The organism is Nonomuraea corallina, from assembly GCF_027620315.1.
Classification (GTDB): domain Bacteria; phylum Actinomycetota; class Actinomycetes; order Streptosporangiales; family Streptosporangiaceae; genus Nonomuraea; species Nonomuraea corallina.
Window position 1 is genome coordinate 19,150 of sequence record NZ_JAPNNL010000009.1, and the last position, 16,276, is coordinate 35,425.

Below are 16,276 nucleotides of genomic sequence, written 5' to 3' on the forward strand. Positions count from 1 at the left end.
AGTACAAACCAGTTTGATGCTGCGAGGAGTTGAGATGACAGACGACGGCGAGCGGGTGGCCTCCCCGGAGGAGACGCTCCGGCTCATCGAGACGCAGCGCGCCACCGCGGTCAGAGCGCTGCACGGCGATCCGCTGCTCCTCTACACGCCGTGGGGCGTCGCCTGGCTGCTCGGCTTCGGCGCGCTCTTCCTGCGGTACGGGCTGGACGGCGTCCCCTACGCGCCGATCAGCCACGGAGCCGCCCTGGGCGTCCATCTCTCGCTGCAGGTGGTCGCGGGCGCGTTCGCGGCGACCGGGATCGTCCGGATGAGCTCCCAGGTCCGGGGCGAGAGTTCCGCCAAGGGCATGATGTACGGCTACGCCTGGTTCGTCGGCATGGTGCTGATGTCGGTGATCTGCGCGAGGTTCAGCTCCGCGCTCGACCCCCTCGGGGCGGGCCTGCTGTGGGCCGGGGTGTCGCTGCTCGTGGTCGCGGTCCTCTACATGGCCGGCGGCGCGCTTTTCGGGCAGTGGCCGATGTTCTTCATGGGGGTGTGGGTCGCCGCCGTCAACGGCCTGGGCGTCATCCTGGGCGCCGGCTGGCACGCCCTGCTGTCGGCGGTGCTCCTGGGCGGCGGCCAGATCGCCGCCGGCATCCTGCTGCGGCGGCGCGCATGACCTCCGGGGAGGCCGCGCCCGAGCTCGACCCGGTCATCCACGCCCAGGCCAGGCTGCGCGTGATGGTCACCCTCAGCACGCTCTGCGAGGGCGACGAGATCGCCTTCCCCTCGCTCAAGGACCTGCTCGGCATGACCGCGGGCAATCTGTCCGTCCACCTGACCAAGCTCGAAGAGGCCGGCTACGTGCGGATCACCAAGACCCACAAGGGCCGCACCCCCGTCACCTACGTCTCGATGACCACGCGAGGGCGCCTCGCGCTCGAGGACTACACCAAGGCCATCCGTTCCCTACTGGACTCCGCAGGAGGCATTCCATGACAGTCCTCGCCAGAACGGTCGAGGCCACCCGCCGCTACGGTGACGTGTTAGCACTCGATCGCGTGTCCGTCGACATCCGGGCCGGTGAGCTGGTGGGCCTGCTGGGCCCCAACGGCGCGGGCAAGTCCACGCTGATCAACCTGTTCGTGGGGCTGCGCCGGCCCAGCTCCGGCACGGTCGAGCTGCTCGGCGGCTCGCCGTCCGACCCGGCGGTGCGGCGCGGCATCGGCGTCACGCCGCAGGAGACCGGACTGCCCGAGGTGCTGCGGGTGGGCGAGATCGTGGACTTCGTCTCCTCCCACTTCCCCCGTCGGGCGGCCAAGGCCGAGCTGCTGGACCGGTTCGGTCTCGGTGACCTGGTCAAGCGGCAGATCGGCGGCCTGTCCGGCGGGCAGAAGCGGCGGCTGGCCGTGGCGCTCGCGTTCGCCGGCCGTCCCCGGCTGGTGTTCCTGGACGAGCCGACCACCGGGCTCGACGTCGAGGCCCGGCGGGCGCTGTGGGACGGCATCAAGGCCTTCCACGAGGACGGCGGCACCGTCCTGCTGACCAGCCACTACCTGGAGGAGATCGAGGCGCTGGCGGAGCGGGTGGTGGTCGTCGGCCACGGCCGGGTGCTGGCCGACGACACCATGCGGGCGGTGCGCGACGTGGTCGGCGTGCGGCGGGTCTCGCTCGACGCCGGCGAGCTGCCCGAGCTGCCCGAGCTGCCCGGCGTGGCCGCCGTGGAGCGCGAGGGCGGCCGGGTCCACCTGATGACCACCGACCCCGACCGGCTCGTGGTCGAGCTGGTGCGCAGCGGCGCCCCGTTCTCGGGTCTGGAGATCAGGCCCACCTCCCTGGAGGAGGCCTTCCTGACCATCACCGCCGCGAAGGAGCACGCCCATGTCTAGCCTCATCCTGGCGCACGCCCGCTACCAGGCGCTCGAACAGATCCGGGTGCCGATCGGGCTGCTGGCCGGCGGGCTGTTCCCGGCCATCTCGATGCTGGCGTTCGCGGCGCCGTTCGTCGGCGACGACCCGGCCGCCTCGACGCTGTCGATGGGCTCGATGATGCTGATCGGCGGCATGTCGGCGGCGCTCATCGCGCTGTCGATCTCGGTGGCGCAGGATCGCGAGCAGCCGTGGAACCCCTACCTGCGCACGCTCCCCGCCGGGCCCCTCCCCCACTTCGCCGGGCGGCTGCTCACCGCGATGGCGCTCATGGTGGTCTCGACGATCCCGGTGACGCTGGTGGCGGCGATCTTCACGGAGGCCGACCTGTCACCGGTGCGGCTGGCCGGAATGATCGGCGCGGTGCTGGCGGGCTCGGTGCCGTTCATGCTGATCGGGCTCTTCCTCGGGCTGATGCTGCCGTCGAAGGCGGCGATCGCGGTGTCGCAGATCCTGTTCTTCCCGTTCGCGATCGTGGGCGGGCTGATGCTGCCGCCGCAGGTGATGCCCGGGTTCCTGAACGTGATCTCCCCGTACGTGCCCAGCCGGGGCGGCGGCGAGCTGGTGTGGTGGGCGGCCGGCGGAGCGGCGCCCGCGGCCCTGCCGCTGGTGGTGCTGGCCTGCTGGACCGTGGTCGCGGGGGTGGCCGCCGCCTGGGCCTACCGGCGCGACGAGGGACGCCGGTTCTCCTGACGTCCCGGAGGGGGGTGTGCCGCCGAGTCCGCAGCGATCTCAACGGCACACCCGTCCGTGTGGGGGTCCTGGGTTATTGCATCTCAGCGAGGGTGGCGGTGACGGTGTTCTCCTTGCCGTCCCTCATATATGTGATCTGAACCTGTTGGCCCGGTTTGAAACCTCTGATCTGTCCGACGACGTCATCGCCGCTGTCGAGGATCTTTCCGTCGATCTTGGTGATGAGGTCGGCGGGCCGCAGCCCGGCCTTCTCGGCGGGGCTGCCCGCCGTGATCTGGCGGACCAGCGCGCCGGGCACGTCGCCGGTGGCGTCGGTGACGCTCACGCCGAGGAAGGCGTGGGTCACCTTGCCGGTGCTGATGAGCTGCTCGGACACGTGCTTGGCGGTGTTGATCGGGATGGCGAAGCCGAGGCCGATGCTGCCGTTGCTGCCCGCCGTCGCGATCGCGGTGTTGATGCCCACCACCTGCCCGGCGGCGTTGACCAGCGCGCCGCCCGAGTTGCCCGGGTTGATCGCGGCGTCGGTCTGGATGGCGCCGCCGATCGTGGTCACGTCGCCGCCGCCCCGCTGCGGCCAGCCGGGCGGGGTCTGCTGCTGCTCGCCGCCCACGTTGAGCGTGCGGTCGAGCGCGCTGACGATGCCCAGGGTGACCGACCCGTCGAGGCCGAGCGGGCTGCCGAGGGCCAGCACCGAATCGCCCACCTTGAGCTGGTCGCTGTCGCCGAGCGTGGCGGGGGTCAGCCCGGACACGCCCTCGGCCCTGATCACGGCCAGGTCGGTGGCCGGGTCGGTGCCGACCACGGAGGCGGTGGCGGTCTTGCCGTCGCTGAACTTCACGCTCATCCTGCCGCCCTGACCGGCGCCCACCGCCACGTGGTTGTTGGTGAGGATCAGCCCGTCCTCGGTGAGGACGACGCCGGAGCCCTCGCCCGTCGCCCCCTGGATCATCACCACGGAGGGCTGCACCTTCTCCGCGACCTGCGCCACGGTGAGCGCGGTCGAGGTCTGGCTGAACGTCGGGTTCGGCGCGCTGACGGTCGTCACGACGGGATCCTGGAACGCGGTGGCGACGGTGGCGCCCACGACGCCGCCGCCGACGGCCATGGCGGCCAGAGCCAGCCCGGCGACCGCCTTCCGCCCGAGGCCCGGCCTCCTGGGCGGGGGCGGAGGCGGAGGCACCGGCTGACCCATGACCATGGTGTCCCGCCTGGGGAACCCCCCGGCGGTGGGCGGCGTGTCACCGAACTGGCTCCAGCCGCCGACGCCCTGCTCGCGAGGCTCGTTCGCGTTCATTGTCATCTCCCTCGAGTTCCTCTGACTCCAGGGTGCCAAAGCCCGCGTAAGAGCTGGTTAAGCCGGTGATCCACGGCGGCCGAAAGGTTGAACGACGGCTTTATCAGCCCTGCTCCCCGACCCGGGTCACGTCCAGTATTCATCCTTGAGCAGCCGCTTGTAGAGCTTGCCCGTGGGATGCCGGGGCAGTTCGGCCCGGAAGTCCACCGACTTCGGGCACTTGTAGTGGGCCAGCTGGGAGCGGCAGTACTCGATCAGCTCCTTCTCCAGCGCCGGCCCGGCCTCGTCCATCGACACCGGCTGCACCACGGCCTTGACCTGCTCGCCCATCTCCTCGTCCGGGACGCCCAGCACGGCCACGTCGGCGACCTTGGGGTGCACGCACAGGACGTTCTCGGCCTCCTGCGGGTAGATGTTCACCCCGCCAGAGATGATCATGTACGAGCGGCGGTCGGTGAGGTAGAGGAACCCGTCGGCGTCCAGGTAGCCGATGTCGCCGAGGGTGGTCCAGCCGCGGCCCTGCGGGTCCTGCACCGAACGGGTCTTGTCGGGGTCGCCGTGATACTCGAAGACGGCGGCGCTCTCGAAGTAGATCGTGCCGTGCTCGCCCGGCGGCAGCTCGTTGCCCTCCTCGTCGCACACGTGCACGGGGCCCAGCAGTGACCGGCCGACCGTGCCCTTGTGCTCCAGCCAGTCGGCGGAGCTGACGTACAGGAAGCCGTTGCCCTCGGTGCCGGCGTAGTACTCGTGGATGATCGGGCCCCACCACTCGATCATCTGCTCCTTGACCGGGATCGGGCAGGGCGCGGCCGCGTGGATGGCGGCCCGCAGCGACGACAGGTCGTACCTGGCCCGGGTCTCCTCGGGCAGCTTGAGCATCTTGATGAACATGGTCGGCACCAGTTGCGAGTGCGTCACCTGGTATTTCTCGACCAGCCGCAGATACTCCTCGGGGTCGAAGCGCTCCATGATCACCAGGGTGGCGCCGAGGCGCTGGAACGTCATGCAGTAGCGCAGCGGGGCCGCGTGGTAGAGCGGGGCGGGCGACAGGTAGACGCTGTCGGCCGACGGCGCGAACAGGAACGAGATGAGCTTGAACAGCGGGCCCGGCTCGGTCAGCGGCTCCAGCGCCAGGGTCGGCTTGACGCCCTTGGGCCTGCCGGTGGTGCCGGACGAGTAGAGCATGTCGGCGCCCTGCACCTCGTCCTCGATCGGGGTGACCGGGTGCGCCGCGACGGCTTCCTCGTACGACTGGAAGCCCTCGGCGGTGCCGTCGAGCATCAGCCGCAGCTCCACGCGCGGCGTGTCGGCGGTGATGGAGGTGGCGACGTCGGCGAGGGCGGCGCTGGAGACGAACACCCGGGCGCCGCAGTTGTCGACGATGTAGGCCAGTTCGTCGCGTTGCAGGCGTGAGCTGATCGCCGTGTAGTAGAGACCGGACCGGTGCGCCGCCCAGGCGACGGCCAGGAAGAGCGGATGGTTGGGCAACATGAAGGCGACGTGGTCGCCCGGCCGCAGGCCCGCGGCGCGGAAGAGGTGGGCCAGCCGGTTCGACTCCTCGTCGAGCCGGCGGTAGGTGACGACCTGACCGGAGCCCGCCATGATCACAGCGGGCTTGTCGGGGGTGACTGCTGCGATGGCTCCCGGGTACATGACCGAACAGTATTCTGTTCGCGGCGGGAAAAGCCAGACCCCGGACAGGGCGAAGCCGCGGCCTCGTCGTGAGACCGCGGCTCGCTGTGGGGATCAGACGGCGTGGTAGACGTCCTGCCAGCCGGAGTGCCAGCCCTTCGGGTTCCAGTGGTTGCCGCGGCTCACGTTCACGTAGATGTGAGCGGCGTTCTCACCGGAGAACGAGAAGTGCTTGGGGTGCTTCCAGCAGTTCTTGAAGCGCTCGTAGGAGGTGTCGCCGTCGGTGGTGACGACCTTGAAGGTCGTCCACGCGCACTTGTTCTTGCCCCACCACTTGTCGTTGTAGAGCTTGCCGTGCACGTCGAACCGGAAGACGTGCTTCCACTCCCAGACGCGCTTCTTGACTTCCTTCTTCACCCACCAGCACTTCTTCTCGCCGTCGTGCCACTTGCAGACCTTCTTCGGGACGATGACGGTCTTCCAGTGCCAGTGCTTGTAGGTCTTCTTCTCGACCTCCACGTGGCCCTTGGCCTTGGCCTTGTGGTCGCTGGAGTGGTACGGGCCCCAGCTGTCGGAGTACGTGCCGGACGGGGTCGCGGCGCCGGTCGTCGTCGCGCCCGCGGCCACGGGGGCGGCGACGGTCACCGCGGCGGCGGCGGCCACGCCGATCAGGATTCGGGTAGCGAATCGCATGTGAGGGCTCCTCGGGAAGAGGTTGGTTCTGCTGTCGGACTATTGATAAGCGGAACCGATTGCCCGTTGCTTGCAACCCGCTTTAACCCTGCCTTATCCAGACTTATCCGGCGGCGATCACCGAGCCCGCGTACTTCTGCGCGATGAAGTCCTTCACCTTCTGGTCCTGCAGCAGCTTGGCCAGGGTGACGACGTCCGGGTCCTGCTCCTTGCCGGCGGCCACGACCAGGCCGTTCACGTACGGGTTCGCCTCGGTCTTCTCCAGCACCAGCGCCTCGGACGCGGGCTTGAGCCCGGCCTCGATCGCGTAGTTGCCGTTGATCACGGCCGCGTCCACGTCCTCCAGCGAGCGCGGGAGCTGCGCGGCCTCCAGCGGCTCGAACCGCAGGTTCTTCGGGTTGCCGGTGACGTCGCGCTCGGTGGCGGCGGTGCCCGCGCCCTCCTTGAGGGTGATCACGCCGTTGTCGGCGAGCAGCTTGAGCGCCCGGCCCAGGTTGGTGGCGTCGTTCGGCACGGCCACGGTGCCGCCGTCGGGCAGGCCGCCGAGCTCGGTCGCCTTCTTGGAGTACAGGCCGAGCGGCTCCAGGTGGACCGGTGCGACGAAGGCCAGGTCGGTGCCCTTGGAGGAGTTGAAGTCGTCCAGGTACGGGCGGTGCTGGAAGAAGTTGGCGTCCAGCTTGCCCTCGCTCAGCTGGACGTTGGGCTGCACGTAGTCGGTGAACTCGACGATCTCCAGGTCCAGGCCGGCGGCCTCGGCGAGGTTCTCGTCGACGTACTTGACGATCTCCCCGTGCGGCACCGGGCTGACGCCGATCTTCAGGGCGCCGTCGGGCTCGCTGGTGGCGGACTGCGACGTACCGCATGCGGCGAGCGACAGAGCCAGCGCAGCAGCACCCACTATGCGACGAAATTTCATGATCTTCCTTTATTTGTGTGATAGACGCCGGGCTGCGTAGTCGCCCAGGCTCTGCATGATTTGCACGATCACGACCAGCAGCACGACGGTCGCCACCATCACGCCGGTCTCGAACCGCTGGTAGCCGTACCGGATGGCCAGGTCGCCCAGCCCGCCCCCGCCGATGGTCCCGGCCATGGCCGTGTAGCCGATGAGCGCGACCACCGTCACGGTCACCCCGGCGACGATCCCCGGCAGCGCCTCGGGCAGCAGCACCTTCGCCACGACGGTGGCGCGGCCCGCCCCCATCGCCCGCGCGGCCTGGATCACGTCCCGGTCCACCTCGCGCAGCGCCGTCTCCACCAGCCGGGCGAAGAACGGCACCGCGCCGACGGTCAGGGGCACCACCACGGCGGCGGTCCCGATCGTGGTGCCGACGACCAGCCGGGTGAACGGGATGATCGCGATCATCAGCACGATGAACGGCAGCGACCGGCCGACGTTGACGACCAGCCCGAGCACCGACTTGACCGCGGGCAGCGGGCGCAGCCCGCCCCGGTCGAACACCACCAGCGCCACGCCCAGCGGCAGCCCGAGCAGCACGGTCAGCAGAGCCGACCAGCCGACCATGATGCCGGTCTCCACCGTGGCCTCCGCCAGCAGCGGCGCCATCTCCTCCCAGGTCATGACACCTCCACCAGCAGCCCGCGGGCGCGCAGGTAGTCCAGTGCGGCCGGGACCTCGTCCCCGGTGAGCGCGATCCGCAGCCGGCCGGCCGCGCCGCCGGCGATCTCCTCGATCGCGCCGCCCAGGATGCTCACGTCCACGTCGAACTTGCGCACCACCTCCGACACCAGCGGCCGCTGCGGGTCGCCGGTGAAGGTGAGCGTCACCGAGCCGGCCGGCGCGGCGCCGGGCAGCGGGAAGATCTCCCGGGTGAGGCGCGAGCCGGGGGTCCTGATCAGCTCGGCGATCGGCCCCGCCTCCTCGACCCGCCCGCCGGACATGATGGCGGCCGAGTCGCAGACGTTTTTGATCACGTCCATCTCGTGCGTGATGAGCAGGATCGTCAGGCCCAGCTCGGCGTTGAGCCGCCTGAGCAGGTCCAGGATCGACTGGGTGGTGGTGGGGTCGAGCGCCGAGGTGGCCTCGTCCGACAGCAGCACGGCCGGTCTGCCGGCGAGCGCCCTGGCGATGCCGACGCGCTGCTTCTGCCCGCCGGAGAGCTGATGCGGGTGGTCGCGTTCACGCCCGGCCAGCCCCACCAGCTCCAGCAGCTCGCCGACGCGGCGCCTGCGCTCCGCCCTGGGCACCCCCATGACCTCCAAGGGGAAGGCCACGTTGCCCGCGACGGTGCGCGAGGAGAGCAGCGCGAAATGCTGGTGGATCATGCCGATGCGGCGCCGGGCGAGGTTGAGGTCGCGGTCGCCCAGCCCGGTCAGCTCCTGGCCGGCCACCCGCACCGTGCCCGAGTCGGGCCGCTCCAGCAGGTTGACGCAGCGCAGCAGCGTGCTCTTGCCGGCACCGCTGCGCCCGACCACCCCGTAGACCTCGCCTTCGCGCACGCTCAGGTCGACGCCGTCCAGAGCGACGGTGCGGCCGTACGCCTTGCGCAGGCCGGAAACCTCGATCACGACTCTTCCCCATGGCTGAGAGGCGGCACGCCGCCGCCGGGCTGGAACGATCAGGTACGGGAGCCGGTCGTCCTATCGGGAGCCGGGATGGAACGGCAGGTGACTCAGCCTGCGCAGCACGAAATGGGGCGTGATCATAGGGGGCCTTCGAGGGAGACGGCGGTCAGCGGGCCTGGCGGGCGGTCGCCCGCCCCGTGCTCGGTCGACAACACCGGCCGGATCGGTGGTGCGCGGGTCCCTCGGTCATGCTCATGCCAACGACGCACGTCGCGGCGGCTATTCCCGCCTCAGACGGTGACCTCGCTCACCCTGTAAGGGTCGCGCAACGGCTCGGCCCGCGCCGCGAAGTCCGCCTTGATCTGCCGCATGAGCGGCCCCGGCGCGTAGAAGCGCCCCTTGGTCTCCCCGTACGGCTGGAGCCAGCCCTTGGCGGCCAGCTCGCGCAGGTCACGGACCGCCTGGCCCTGGCTGAGCCCCTCGTCGGCCTGGTAGCGGCTGCGGCGCAGCCTGCGGTTGACGAACACCTCGTAGAGGGCGGACACGGACCGGGTGTTGAGCCCGTCGGCGTCGACCCGCTCTTCGAGCAGCATCCAGATCTCCCCGGCCTGGACCAGCCGCTGCCGCACCCGCTGGGCCTGCAGGTGGTGTGCGCGCAGACAGAACCGGACCCAGGAAAGGGTCTCCCCGTGCGGCTTCCACGATCCGTGCTGCACCCCCCGGAGCGCGCGGTAGTAATCGATGGTGTTCTCGCCTGTCCCGAGCCACTCCTCGATGGACGAGAACTCAGGGGTGAGGATCTGGTCGCGACCGAGCACCAGGGTTTGCAGGGCTCGTGACATCCGGCCGTTGCCATCACGCCAGGGATGAATGGCCACGAGATTGAAGTGCGCCATCGCGGCCCGGACATAGCTGGGCGCGTCGAGGTCCCCGGCGTTGAGCCAGGTGATCAGCTCGTCCAGCAGGCCGGGCACCTGCTCGACGTCCGGCCCTTCGTAGACGACCTCGCCCGTCGCCGCATCGCGGACGTAAATGCCGCCAGGCCGAACGACTCCAGGGGTTATGTCACGGTGGTGGCCGATCATCATGAAGTTCAACGCGTTGAGCAGGCCGGTGTCATAGCGGAACGCGGCAGTCCTCGACAGCAGCTGAATGTAGGTGAGCGCCTGCTGGTAACCCGCGATCTCCCGCGCCACCTGGCCCGACGTCTCCAGTGGCTCCTCGCCGGACATGATCGACTCGATGTCCTCGACACTGGCGTGGTAGCCCTCGATCGAGTTGGAGCCCTGGATGGCCCGTGCCTGAAGCTGCCTGCGCAGCTGGCCGTCCCAGCGGTGGGTCTCGGCCAGGCGGTACTTGAGATCGCGGCGCATGTCCTCGATCTCCGCCAGCACGGCCTTGTCGTCCGGCTCCAGCTCAGGGGTCCCGTACAGCATGAAGCCATGGAAGCATGCCAGAATCATTCAGTCAAACGTACGGATGATTCGGTCATTTGAGATATTTGCCGATCGAGGATGCTTATGGCGTGTTCCGGGGTGTGATGACCGAGGAGCAGGCCGGAGGCCAGCCCGTCGACCAGCGCGAGCAGAGTGTCCGCCGCCGTACCCGGGTCGGTGGTGAGCCCTTGCAGGCACCCGGCCACGGCGGCGGCGAGCCGGGTCTGGCCTTCCCGGTAGCGGGCGGCGAGGGTCTCGTCGTTGAGCGCGCGGATGAAGACCGCGACGCCCACCAGCGTCTCCGTCCGGGCCTCGGCGTCCAGCGGCAGCAGCGTCACGAGCAGGGCTCGCAGCACGTCGCGAGGCGCGGCGGATTCCATCCCGGCCAGGCCGTGCCGCAGGCGCTCCGACAGCCGGTCACGCAGCAGGACCGTCGCGTACAGGAGCATCTCGTCCTTGCTCGCGAAGTAGTGCTGGACGAGCCCGATGGACATGCCCGCCGCCGTCGCGACCTCCCGCATGCTGACCGCCTCCAGGCCGCGCGAGGCCGCGATGCCCCACAGCGCCTCGGCGATCCGCGTCCGCCGCTGTTCGTGATCGACCTTCTTCGGCATCCGCCCGCCCTCCAAGTTATCGCCATATGATCGTATGGCAAAGGAGGCGCGATGCCGAAGATCGGTCGCTTCGTCACGCCGGAGGCGCGAGCGGAGTACGAGCGGACCTACGACCAGGCGATGGCGGCGTTACCGCCGCCGGCCGAGACGCGTGACGTGCCGACGCCGTTCGGGCGGGTGCGCGCCTACCGGTTCGGCCCGTCCGGCGGCACGCCGCTGGTGCTGCTGCACGGCAAGTCGGCGACGAGTGTCATGTGGCTGCCCAACCTTCCCGGCCTGGCCGCCGCACGCCCCGTGTACGCGCTCGACCTGCTCGGCGAGGGCGGGCGGAGCGAGCAGACCGCGCCCATCAGGGACGCCGCCGACCAGGCCGCCTGGCTGTCGGCCGCGCTCGCCGGGCTCGGCCTCGGCACGGCGCACCTGGTGGGCATGTCGATGGGCGGCTGGCTGGCGTGCAACCAGGCCGTAAGGCAGCCGCGCCACGTGGCCTCGATCACCCTGCTCGACCCGGCGGGGGCGCTCGCGCCGATGCCGCTCGGCCTGATCCTGCGGACGATCCCGGTCATGCTGCCGTTCGTCTCGCGCTGGGCGAGGCCGCGTTTCATGGCGTGGATCGACGGCACCAGCGCCGACATCTCCGCGGACGACCCGGTGGCCCGGCTCATCTCCGCGACGATGCGCGACTACCGGCCCGCGCTCCCGCCGCCCACCCGCTTCACCGACGAGCAACTGCGCTCGATCACGGTCCCGGCCCTGGTCGTCGTCGCCGGGCGCAGCGTCATCCACGACCCGGGCGAGGCGGTGCGGCGGGCGGAGCGGCTCATCCCCGGGGTGCGGGCCGAACTGTGGCCGGAGGCGACCCACTCGATCGCCGGTCAGTTCGCCCCCGAGGTGAACGAGCGGGTGCTGAAGTTCACCGCCTCACTCCAGTAGCGCCCGTACGGAACACCGCCGTACACGCGGGAAGCCCCGCCGCGGCGGGGCTTCCCGGTACGGGTCAGGCGGCGACGCCGTCCGCCACCTGGGCCGGGGTGAGCGCGATGTCCAGGACCTCGCGCACGTCGCTGACCGTGTGGATGGTCAGCTCGTCGCGGACCTCCTGGGGCACGTCGTCCAGGTCCGGCTCGTTGCGGGCCGGGATGAGCACCGTGGAGATGCCCGCCCGGTGCGCCGCCAGCAGCTTCTGCTTGACGCCGCCGATCGGCAGCACCCGCCCGGTGAGCGAGATCTCGCCGGTCATCGCCACGTCGCCGCGGACCTGGCGGCCCGACAGCAGCGAGGCCAGCGCGGTCGTCAGCGTCACGCCCGCCGAGGGGCCGTCCTTGGGCACGGCGCCCGCCGGGAAGTGGACGTGCACCGAGCGGTCCTTCAGCGCGGTGACCGGCAGCTCCAGCTCCGCGCCGTGGGAGCGGAGGTAGGACAGGGCGATCCTGGCCGACTCCTTCATCACGTCGCCGAGCTGCCCGGTCAGGGTCAGGCCGGTCTCGCCGGTCTCCGGGTCGGCCAGCGACGCCTCCACGTACAGCACGTCGCCGCCCGCCCCGGTGACCGCCAGGCCGGTGGCCACGCCGGGCACCGAGGTGCGCTGGGCGTTCTCCGGCAGCGACGACTCCGGCACGAACCTGGGCCTGCCCAGGTAGGCCGTCAGATCGTCCGCGCCGACCGTGACCGGGAGCTCGTCACCGGCCGCGATCTTGCGCAGGACGCGGGCGACCGACCGCTCCAGCGAGCGGACGCCGGCCTCGCGGGTGTACTCGGTGGCCAGCCGGCGCAGCGCCGCGTCCTCGACGGTGACCTCCTCGGCCGTCAGGCCGGCCAGCCCGAGCTGGCGGGGCAGCAGGTGGTCGCGGGCGATGGCGACCTTCTCGTCCTCGGTGTAGCCGTCGAGCGTGACGACCTCCATCCGGTCCAGCAGAGGGCCGGGGATGGCCTCCAGGACGTTGGCCGTGGCCAGGAAGAGCACGTCGCTCAGGTCGAGCTCGACCTCCAGGTAGTGGTCGCGGAAGGTGTGGTTCTGCGCCGGGTCGAGCACCTCCAGCAGCGCGGCCGTCGGGTCGCCCCGGTAGTCGGCGCCGACCTTGTCGACCTCGTCGAGCAGCACGACCGGGTTCATCGAACCGGCCTCGCGGATGGCGCGGACGATCCGGCCGGGCAGCGCGCCCACGTAGGTGCGCCGGTGGCCGCGGATCTCCGCCTCGTCGCGTACGCCGCCGAGCGCGACGCGGACGAACTCGCGGCCCATGGCGCGGGCGACGGACTCGCCGAGCGACGTCTTGCCCACGCCGGGAGGACCGACCAGGGCGAGCACGGCGCCGCCGCGGCGGCCGCCCACCACGCCGAGCCCCTTCTCCTGGCGGCGCTTGCGCACGGCCAGGTGCTCGATGATGCGGTCCTTCACGTCGGACAGGCCCGTGTGGTCGGCGTCCAGCACCTCGCGGGCGCCGTCGATGTCGTAGTTGTCGTCGGTACGCACGTTCCACGGCATGTCGAGGACCGTGTCGAGCCACGTGCGGATCCAGCCGCCCTCGGGGGACTGCTCGGAGGTCCGCTCCAGCTTGTCGACCTCCTTGAGCGCGGCCTCGCGCACCTTCTCAGGCAGGTCGGCCGCCTCGACGCGGGCGCGGTAGTCCTCCTCCTCGGTCTCGGCCGATCCGCCGTCGAGCTCCTTCAGCTCCTTGCGGATGGCGGCGAGCTGCTGGCGCAGCAGGAACTCGCGCTGCTGCTTCTCCATGCCCTCCTGGACGTCCTTGCGGATCGTCTCGGCGACGTCCAGCTCGGCCAGGTGGTCGCGGGACCACTCGATCAGCTTGCCCAGCCGGTCGGCGGGGTCGGGGGACTCCAGCAGCTCGACCTTCTGGGCGGTGGACAGCCACGGCGTGTAGCCGGAGCTGTCGGCCAGCACGGCGGGGTCGTCGATCTGGTTGACCTGGTCGACCACCTGCCAGGCGCCGCGCTTCTGCAGGATCGTGGTGGCCAGGGCCTTGTACTCCTTGGCCAGCTCGTGGGCGCGCTCGCCCGCGGCGACCGCGTCGACGGTCACGGCCTCCACCCACAGCGCGGCCCCGGGGCCGGTGGTGCCGGCGCCCACGCGCACCCGGTCGACGCCGCGGACCACGGCGGCGGGCTCGCCGCCGGGCAGCCGCCCGACCTGCTCGACGACGGCCCGCACGCCCACGGCGCCGTAGCGGCCGTCGACGCGGGGAACGAGAAGCACCTGCGGCTTGTTGCCACCGGATGCCTGTGCGGCGTCGATGGCGGCGCGCACCTCGGAGTCGGACAGGTCCAGCGGAACCACCATGCCGGGCAGCACGACGGCGTCGTCCAGCGGCAGCACCGGCAGGATCAAGCTCTCACTCATGCGAACTCCATAGGGTTGAGTTATACCGACTCAAGTCATCAGAGCGGCCTGATGTTCCCTTACTTTCCGATGTTCGCTCAGAGCGAGCGTAATCATGTAAGACATACCTGAGAGCGAGGGGGGATCAGACCTTGGTCCGACGCGTGGCGAGCGGCGTGCTCGTAGGCTTTGAGTGTGTTCTCGGCAGTGCTGCGCCCCCTCCTCCTGGCGCCCTTCCAGGGTGCGGCCGACCCGCCCTCCCCCCGGTCCCGCTGGCGGGCCATGCCCATGCCGCGCTGGCTCGGGCTGCTGCCGTTCCGCACGCTCGACCTCGTCCAGGTGTTCGACGTCCTGCTGGCCCTCATCCTGTTCCTGAGCACCTACGCCCGGGTCGTCCAGCGCGGCGGGTGGGCGGCCCCCGCCTACGTGGCCGCGCTGGGGGTCGCGATCCCACTGCTGCTGCGCGACCGGAGGCCGCTGGCGGCCTGGCGCGCCTCGCTGGCCCTGCTCCCTGCCGGGCTCTGGGTCTCGTTCAAGCTGGGCGTCTTCTACGAGAGCAACCCCTACAGCGCGGAGATGGTGATCTCCTACCTGCTCGTGGCCTACTCGGTGGCGGTGCGCTGCGACCGGCGGATCACCGGCGCGGCCTGGGTGATCAGCGTGGTGGTGATGTGGATCGCCTTCCCCAACGGCGTGCCGCTCGGGTCGGTCATGGTGGGCGCCGCCATGCTCCTCGGCCACAACGTGCGGCTGCGCCGCGGCGCCACCGAACGGCTCGCCGTGGAGGAGCGACGCAGCCAGGAGGCGATGGGGGCGCAGACCGTGCTGGAGGAGCGCGCGCGCATCGCCCGCGAGCTGCACGACGTGGTGGCCCACCACATGTCGGTGATCGCGATCCAGGCGGAGGCGGTGCCGCTCAAGGCGGCGGGCGACCCGGCCCAGCTGGAGGCGGGGCTCGCCGGCATCCGCGCCCTGTCGCTGGAGGCGATCGCCGAGCTCCGGCAGGTGCTCGGCGTGCTGCGCGACGAGGATGGCCGCACCGACACCGCCCCGCAGCCCGGCCTGGCCCAGGTCGACGACCTCGTCGCCAACGCGCGGGCGGCCGGGCTGTCCGTGCTGGTCAAGCTGCCCGAGTCGCTGGAGGGGGTGCCGCAGGCGGTGGGCATGTCCGCCTACCGCATCGTGCAGGAGTCGCTGAGCAACGCCATGCGCCACGCCCCGGGCGCGACCGTCATGCTCGACATCCGCCGCGACGAGCACGGCGTGCGGCTCCACGTGACCAACGGCCCCGGCACCTCCCCCGCCCGCTCGCCCGGCGCCGGCCACGGGCTGGTCGGCATGCGCGAGCGGGCGGCGCTGCTGGGCGGCACGCTGGAGGCGGGGCCGGTCCCCGTGGGAGGCTTCCAGGTGACCGCGGTGCTGCCGACCGGACGGGGGCCCTCGTGATCCGGGTTCTCATAGCCGACGACCAGGGCATGGTGCGCACGGGGTTCACCGTGTTCCTGAGCGCCCAGCCCGACATCGTGGTCGTGGGCGAGGCGGCCGACGGGCGCGAAGCGCTCCAGCGGGCCGCCGAGCTGACGCCCGACGTGGTGCTGATGGACGTGCGGATGCCGGTGATGGACGGGCTGGAGGCCACCCGGCGGCTGCTGTCGTCCGGCTCGAAGTCCAAGGTGCTCATCCTGACCACGTTCGACCTCGACGACTACGTCTACGAGGCGCTGCGGGCCGGCGCCAGCGGGTTCCTGCTCAAGGACGCCTCCGCACTCCAGCTCGCGGAGGCCGTCCGGGTGGTGGCGGCCGGCGACGCGCTGATCTCCCCGGGCGTGACCAGACGGCTCATCCGCGAGTTCGCCCGGCTGGGGCCACGCCCGGCTCCCGCGGCCGCCCGGCTGAGCGAGCTGACCGAGCGCGAGAGCGAGGTGCTGGCGCTGGTCGCCCAGGCCCTGTCCAACCAGGAGATCGCGCGCAAGCTCGTGCTGGCCGAGCAGACGGTCAAGACCCACGTCGGGCGGGTGCTGATGAAGCTGGGCTTGCGCGACCGGGCCCAGGCGATCGTGTACGCCTACGAGACCGGTCTGGTGCGGCCGGGCGAGTGACGGGCGGGTGACGGGGCGGGTGACGGCGGGCGGTCCCGGCCGTA

At 71.0% G+C, this 16,276-nt stretch carries 16 protein-coding genes; 7 read left to right on the forward strand and 9 right to left on the reverse strand.

Annotation, left to right across the window (positions count from 1 at the left end):
• The first annotated feature begins 34 nt into the window (after window positions 1–34).
• The 4 genes from OUY22_RS03995 to OUY22_RS04010 are packed head-to-tail and all read left to right on the forward strand — an operon-like array spanning window position 35 to window position 2,601.
• Complete coding sequence (locus OUY22_RS03995) at window positions 35–658, forward strand: hypothetical protein (RefSeq protein ID WP_270153342.1); 624 nt, start codon at window positions 35–37, stop codon at window positions 656–658.
• Window positions 655–978, forward strand: a complete 324-nt coding sequence (locus OUY22_RS04000; protein WP_270153343.1) for a winged helix-turn-helix domain-containing protein — start codon at window positions 655–657, stop codon at window positions 976–978. The genes OUY22_RS03995 and OUY22_RS04000 overlap by 4 nt, the downstream gene beginning before the upstream one ends.
• Window positions 975–1,868, forward strand: a complete 894-nt coding sequence (locus OUY22_RS04005) for an ABC transporter ATP-binding protein (protein ID WP_270153344.1) — start codon at window positions 975–977, stop codon at window positions 1,866–1,868. Before OUY22_RS04000 ends, OUY22_RS04005 begins: the two co-directional genes overlap by 4 nt.
• Window positions 1,861–2,601 (forward strand): ABC transporter permease, encoded by a 741-nt coding sequence (locus OUY22_RS04010; protein ID WP_270153345.1) that lies wholly within the window; start codon window positions 1,861–1,863, stop codon window positions 2,599–2,601. Before OUY22_RS04005 ends, OUY22_RS04010 begins: the two co-directional genes overlap by 8 nt.
• 73 nt (window positions 2,602–2,674) lie before the next feature.
• Here OUY22_RS04010 and OUY22_RS04015 read toward each other — a convergent pair whose 3' ends face one another.
• The 8 genes from OUY22_RS04015 to OUY22_RS04050 form a co-directional block, all read right to left on the reverse strand.
• Window positions 2,675–3,895, reverse strand: a complete 1,221-nt coding sequence (locus OUY22_RS04015; protein ID WP_270153346.1) for a S1C family serine protease — start codon at window positions 3,893–3,895, stop codon at window positions 2,675–2,677.
• A 126-nt stretch (window positions 3,896–4,021) separates the two neighbouring features.
• Window positions 4,022–5,548, reverse strand: a complete 1,527-nt coding sequence (locus OUY22_RS04020; RefSeq protein WP_270153347.1) for an AMP-binding protein — start codon at window positions 5,546–5,548, stop codon at window positions 4,022–4,024.
• 93 nt (window positions 5,549–5,641) lie between these two features.
• A complete protein-coding gene (locus tag OUY22_RS04025) occupies window positions 5,642–6,220 on the reverse strand; it encodes a hypothetical protein (protein ID WP_270153348.1) in 579 nt (192 codons plus the stop codon).
• 103 nt (window positions 6,221–6,323) lie between these two features.
• A complete protein-coding gene (locus OUY22_RS04030) occupies window positions 6,324–7,136 on the reverse strand; it encodes a MetQ/NlpA family ABC transporter substrate-binding protein (RefSeq protein ID WP_270153349.1) in 813 nt (270 codons plus the stop codon).
• 9 nt (window positions 7,137–7,145) lie between these two features.
• A complete protein-coding gene (locus OUY22_RS04035) occupies window positions 7,146–7,802 on the reverse strand; it encodes a methionine ABC transporter permease (protein WP_270153350.1) in 657 nt (218 codons plus the stop codon).
• Window positions 7,799–8,749 (reverse strand): methionine ABC transporter ATP-binding protein, encoded by a 951-nt coding sequence (locus OUY22_RS04040; RefSeq protein WP_270153351.1) that lies wholly within the window; start codon window positions 8,747–8,749, stop codon window positions 7,799–7,801. The genes OUY22_RS04035 and OUY22_RS04040 overlap by 4 nt, the downstream gene beginning before the upstream one ends.
• A 287-nt stretch (window positions 8,750–9,036) precedes the next feature.
• Entirely contained in the window at window positions 9,037–10,209 is a 1,173-nt protein-coding gene (locus OUY22_RS04045; RefSeq protein ID WP_270153352.1) for a Fic family protein, read from the reverse strand.
• Entirely contained in the window at window positions 10,206–10,796 is a 591-nt protein-coding gene (locus OUY22_RS04050) for a TetR/AcrR family transcriptional regulator (RefSeq protein WP_270153353.1), read from the reverse strand. Before OUY22_RS04050 ends, OUY22_RS04045 begins: the two co-directional genes overlap by 4 nt.
• A gap of 51 nt (window positions 10,797–10,847) precedes the next feature.
• Here OUY22_RS04050 and OUY22_RS04055 point away from each other — a divergent pair, with 51 nt between their 5' ends.
• Window positions 10,848–11,729, forward strand: a complete 882-nt coding sequence (locus OUY22_RS04055; RefSeq protein WP_270153354.1) for an alpha/beta fold hydrolase — start codon at window positions 10,848–10,850, stop codon at window positions 11,727–11,729.
• A gap of 64 nt (window positions 11,730–11,793) precedes the next feature.
• On the opposite strand, the gene lon is transcribed toward OUY22_RS04055, so the two are convergent.
• Complete coding sequence (gene lon / locus OUY22_RS04060; RefSeq protein WP_270153355.1) at window positions 11,794–14,154, reverse strand: endopeptidase La; 2,361 nt, start codon at window positions 14,152–14,154, stop codon at window positions 11,794–11,796.
• Window positions 14,155–14,328: 174 nt separating this feature from the next.
• On the opposite strand from lon, the gene OUY22_RS04065 reads away from it, so the two are divergent.
• Window positions 14,329–15,579 (forward strand): sensor histidine kinase, encoded by a 1,251-nt coding sequence (locus tag OUY22_RS04065; RefSeq protein ID WP_270153356.1) that lies wholly within the window; start codon window positions 14,329–14,331, stop codon window positions 15,577–15,579.
• Window positions 15,576–16,232 carry a response regulator gene (locus tag OUY22_RS04070; RefSeq protein WP_270153357.1) on the forward strand — a complete coding sequence of 219 codons (657 nt, stop codon included), beginning with the start codon at window positions 15,576–15,578 and terminating at the stop codon, window positions 16,230–16,232. The genes OUY22_RS04065 and OUY22_RS04070 overlap by 4 nt, the downstream gene beginning before the upstream one ends.
• The last annotated feature ends 44 nt before the right edge of the window (window positions 16,233–16,276 follow it).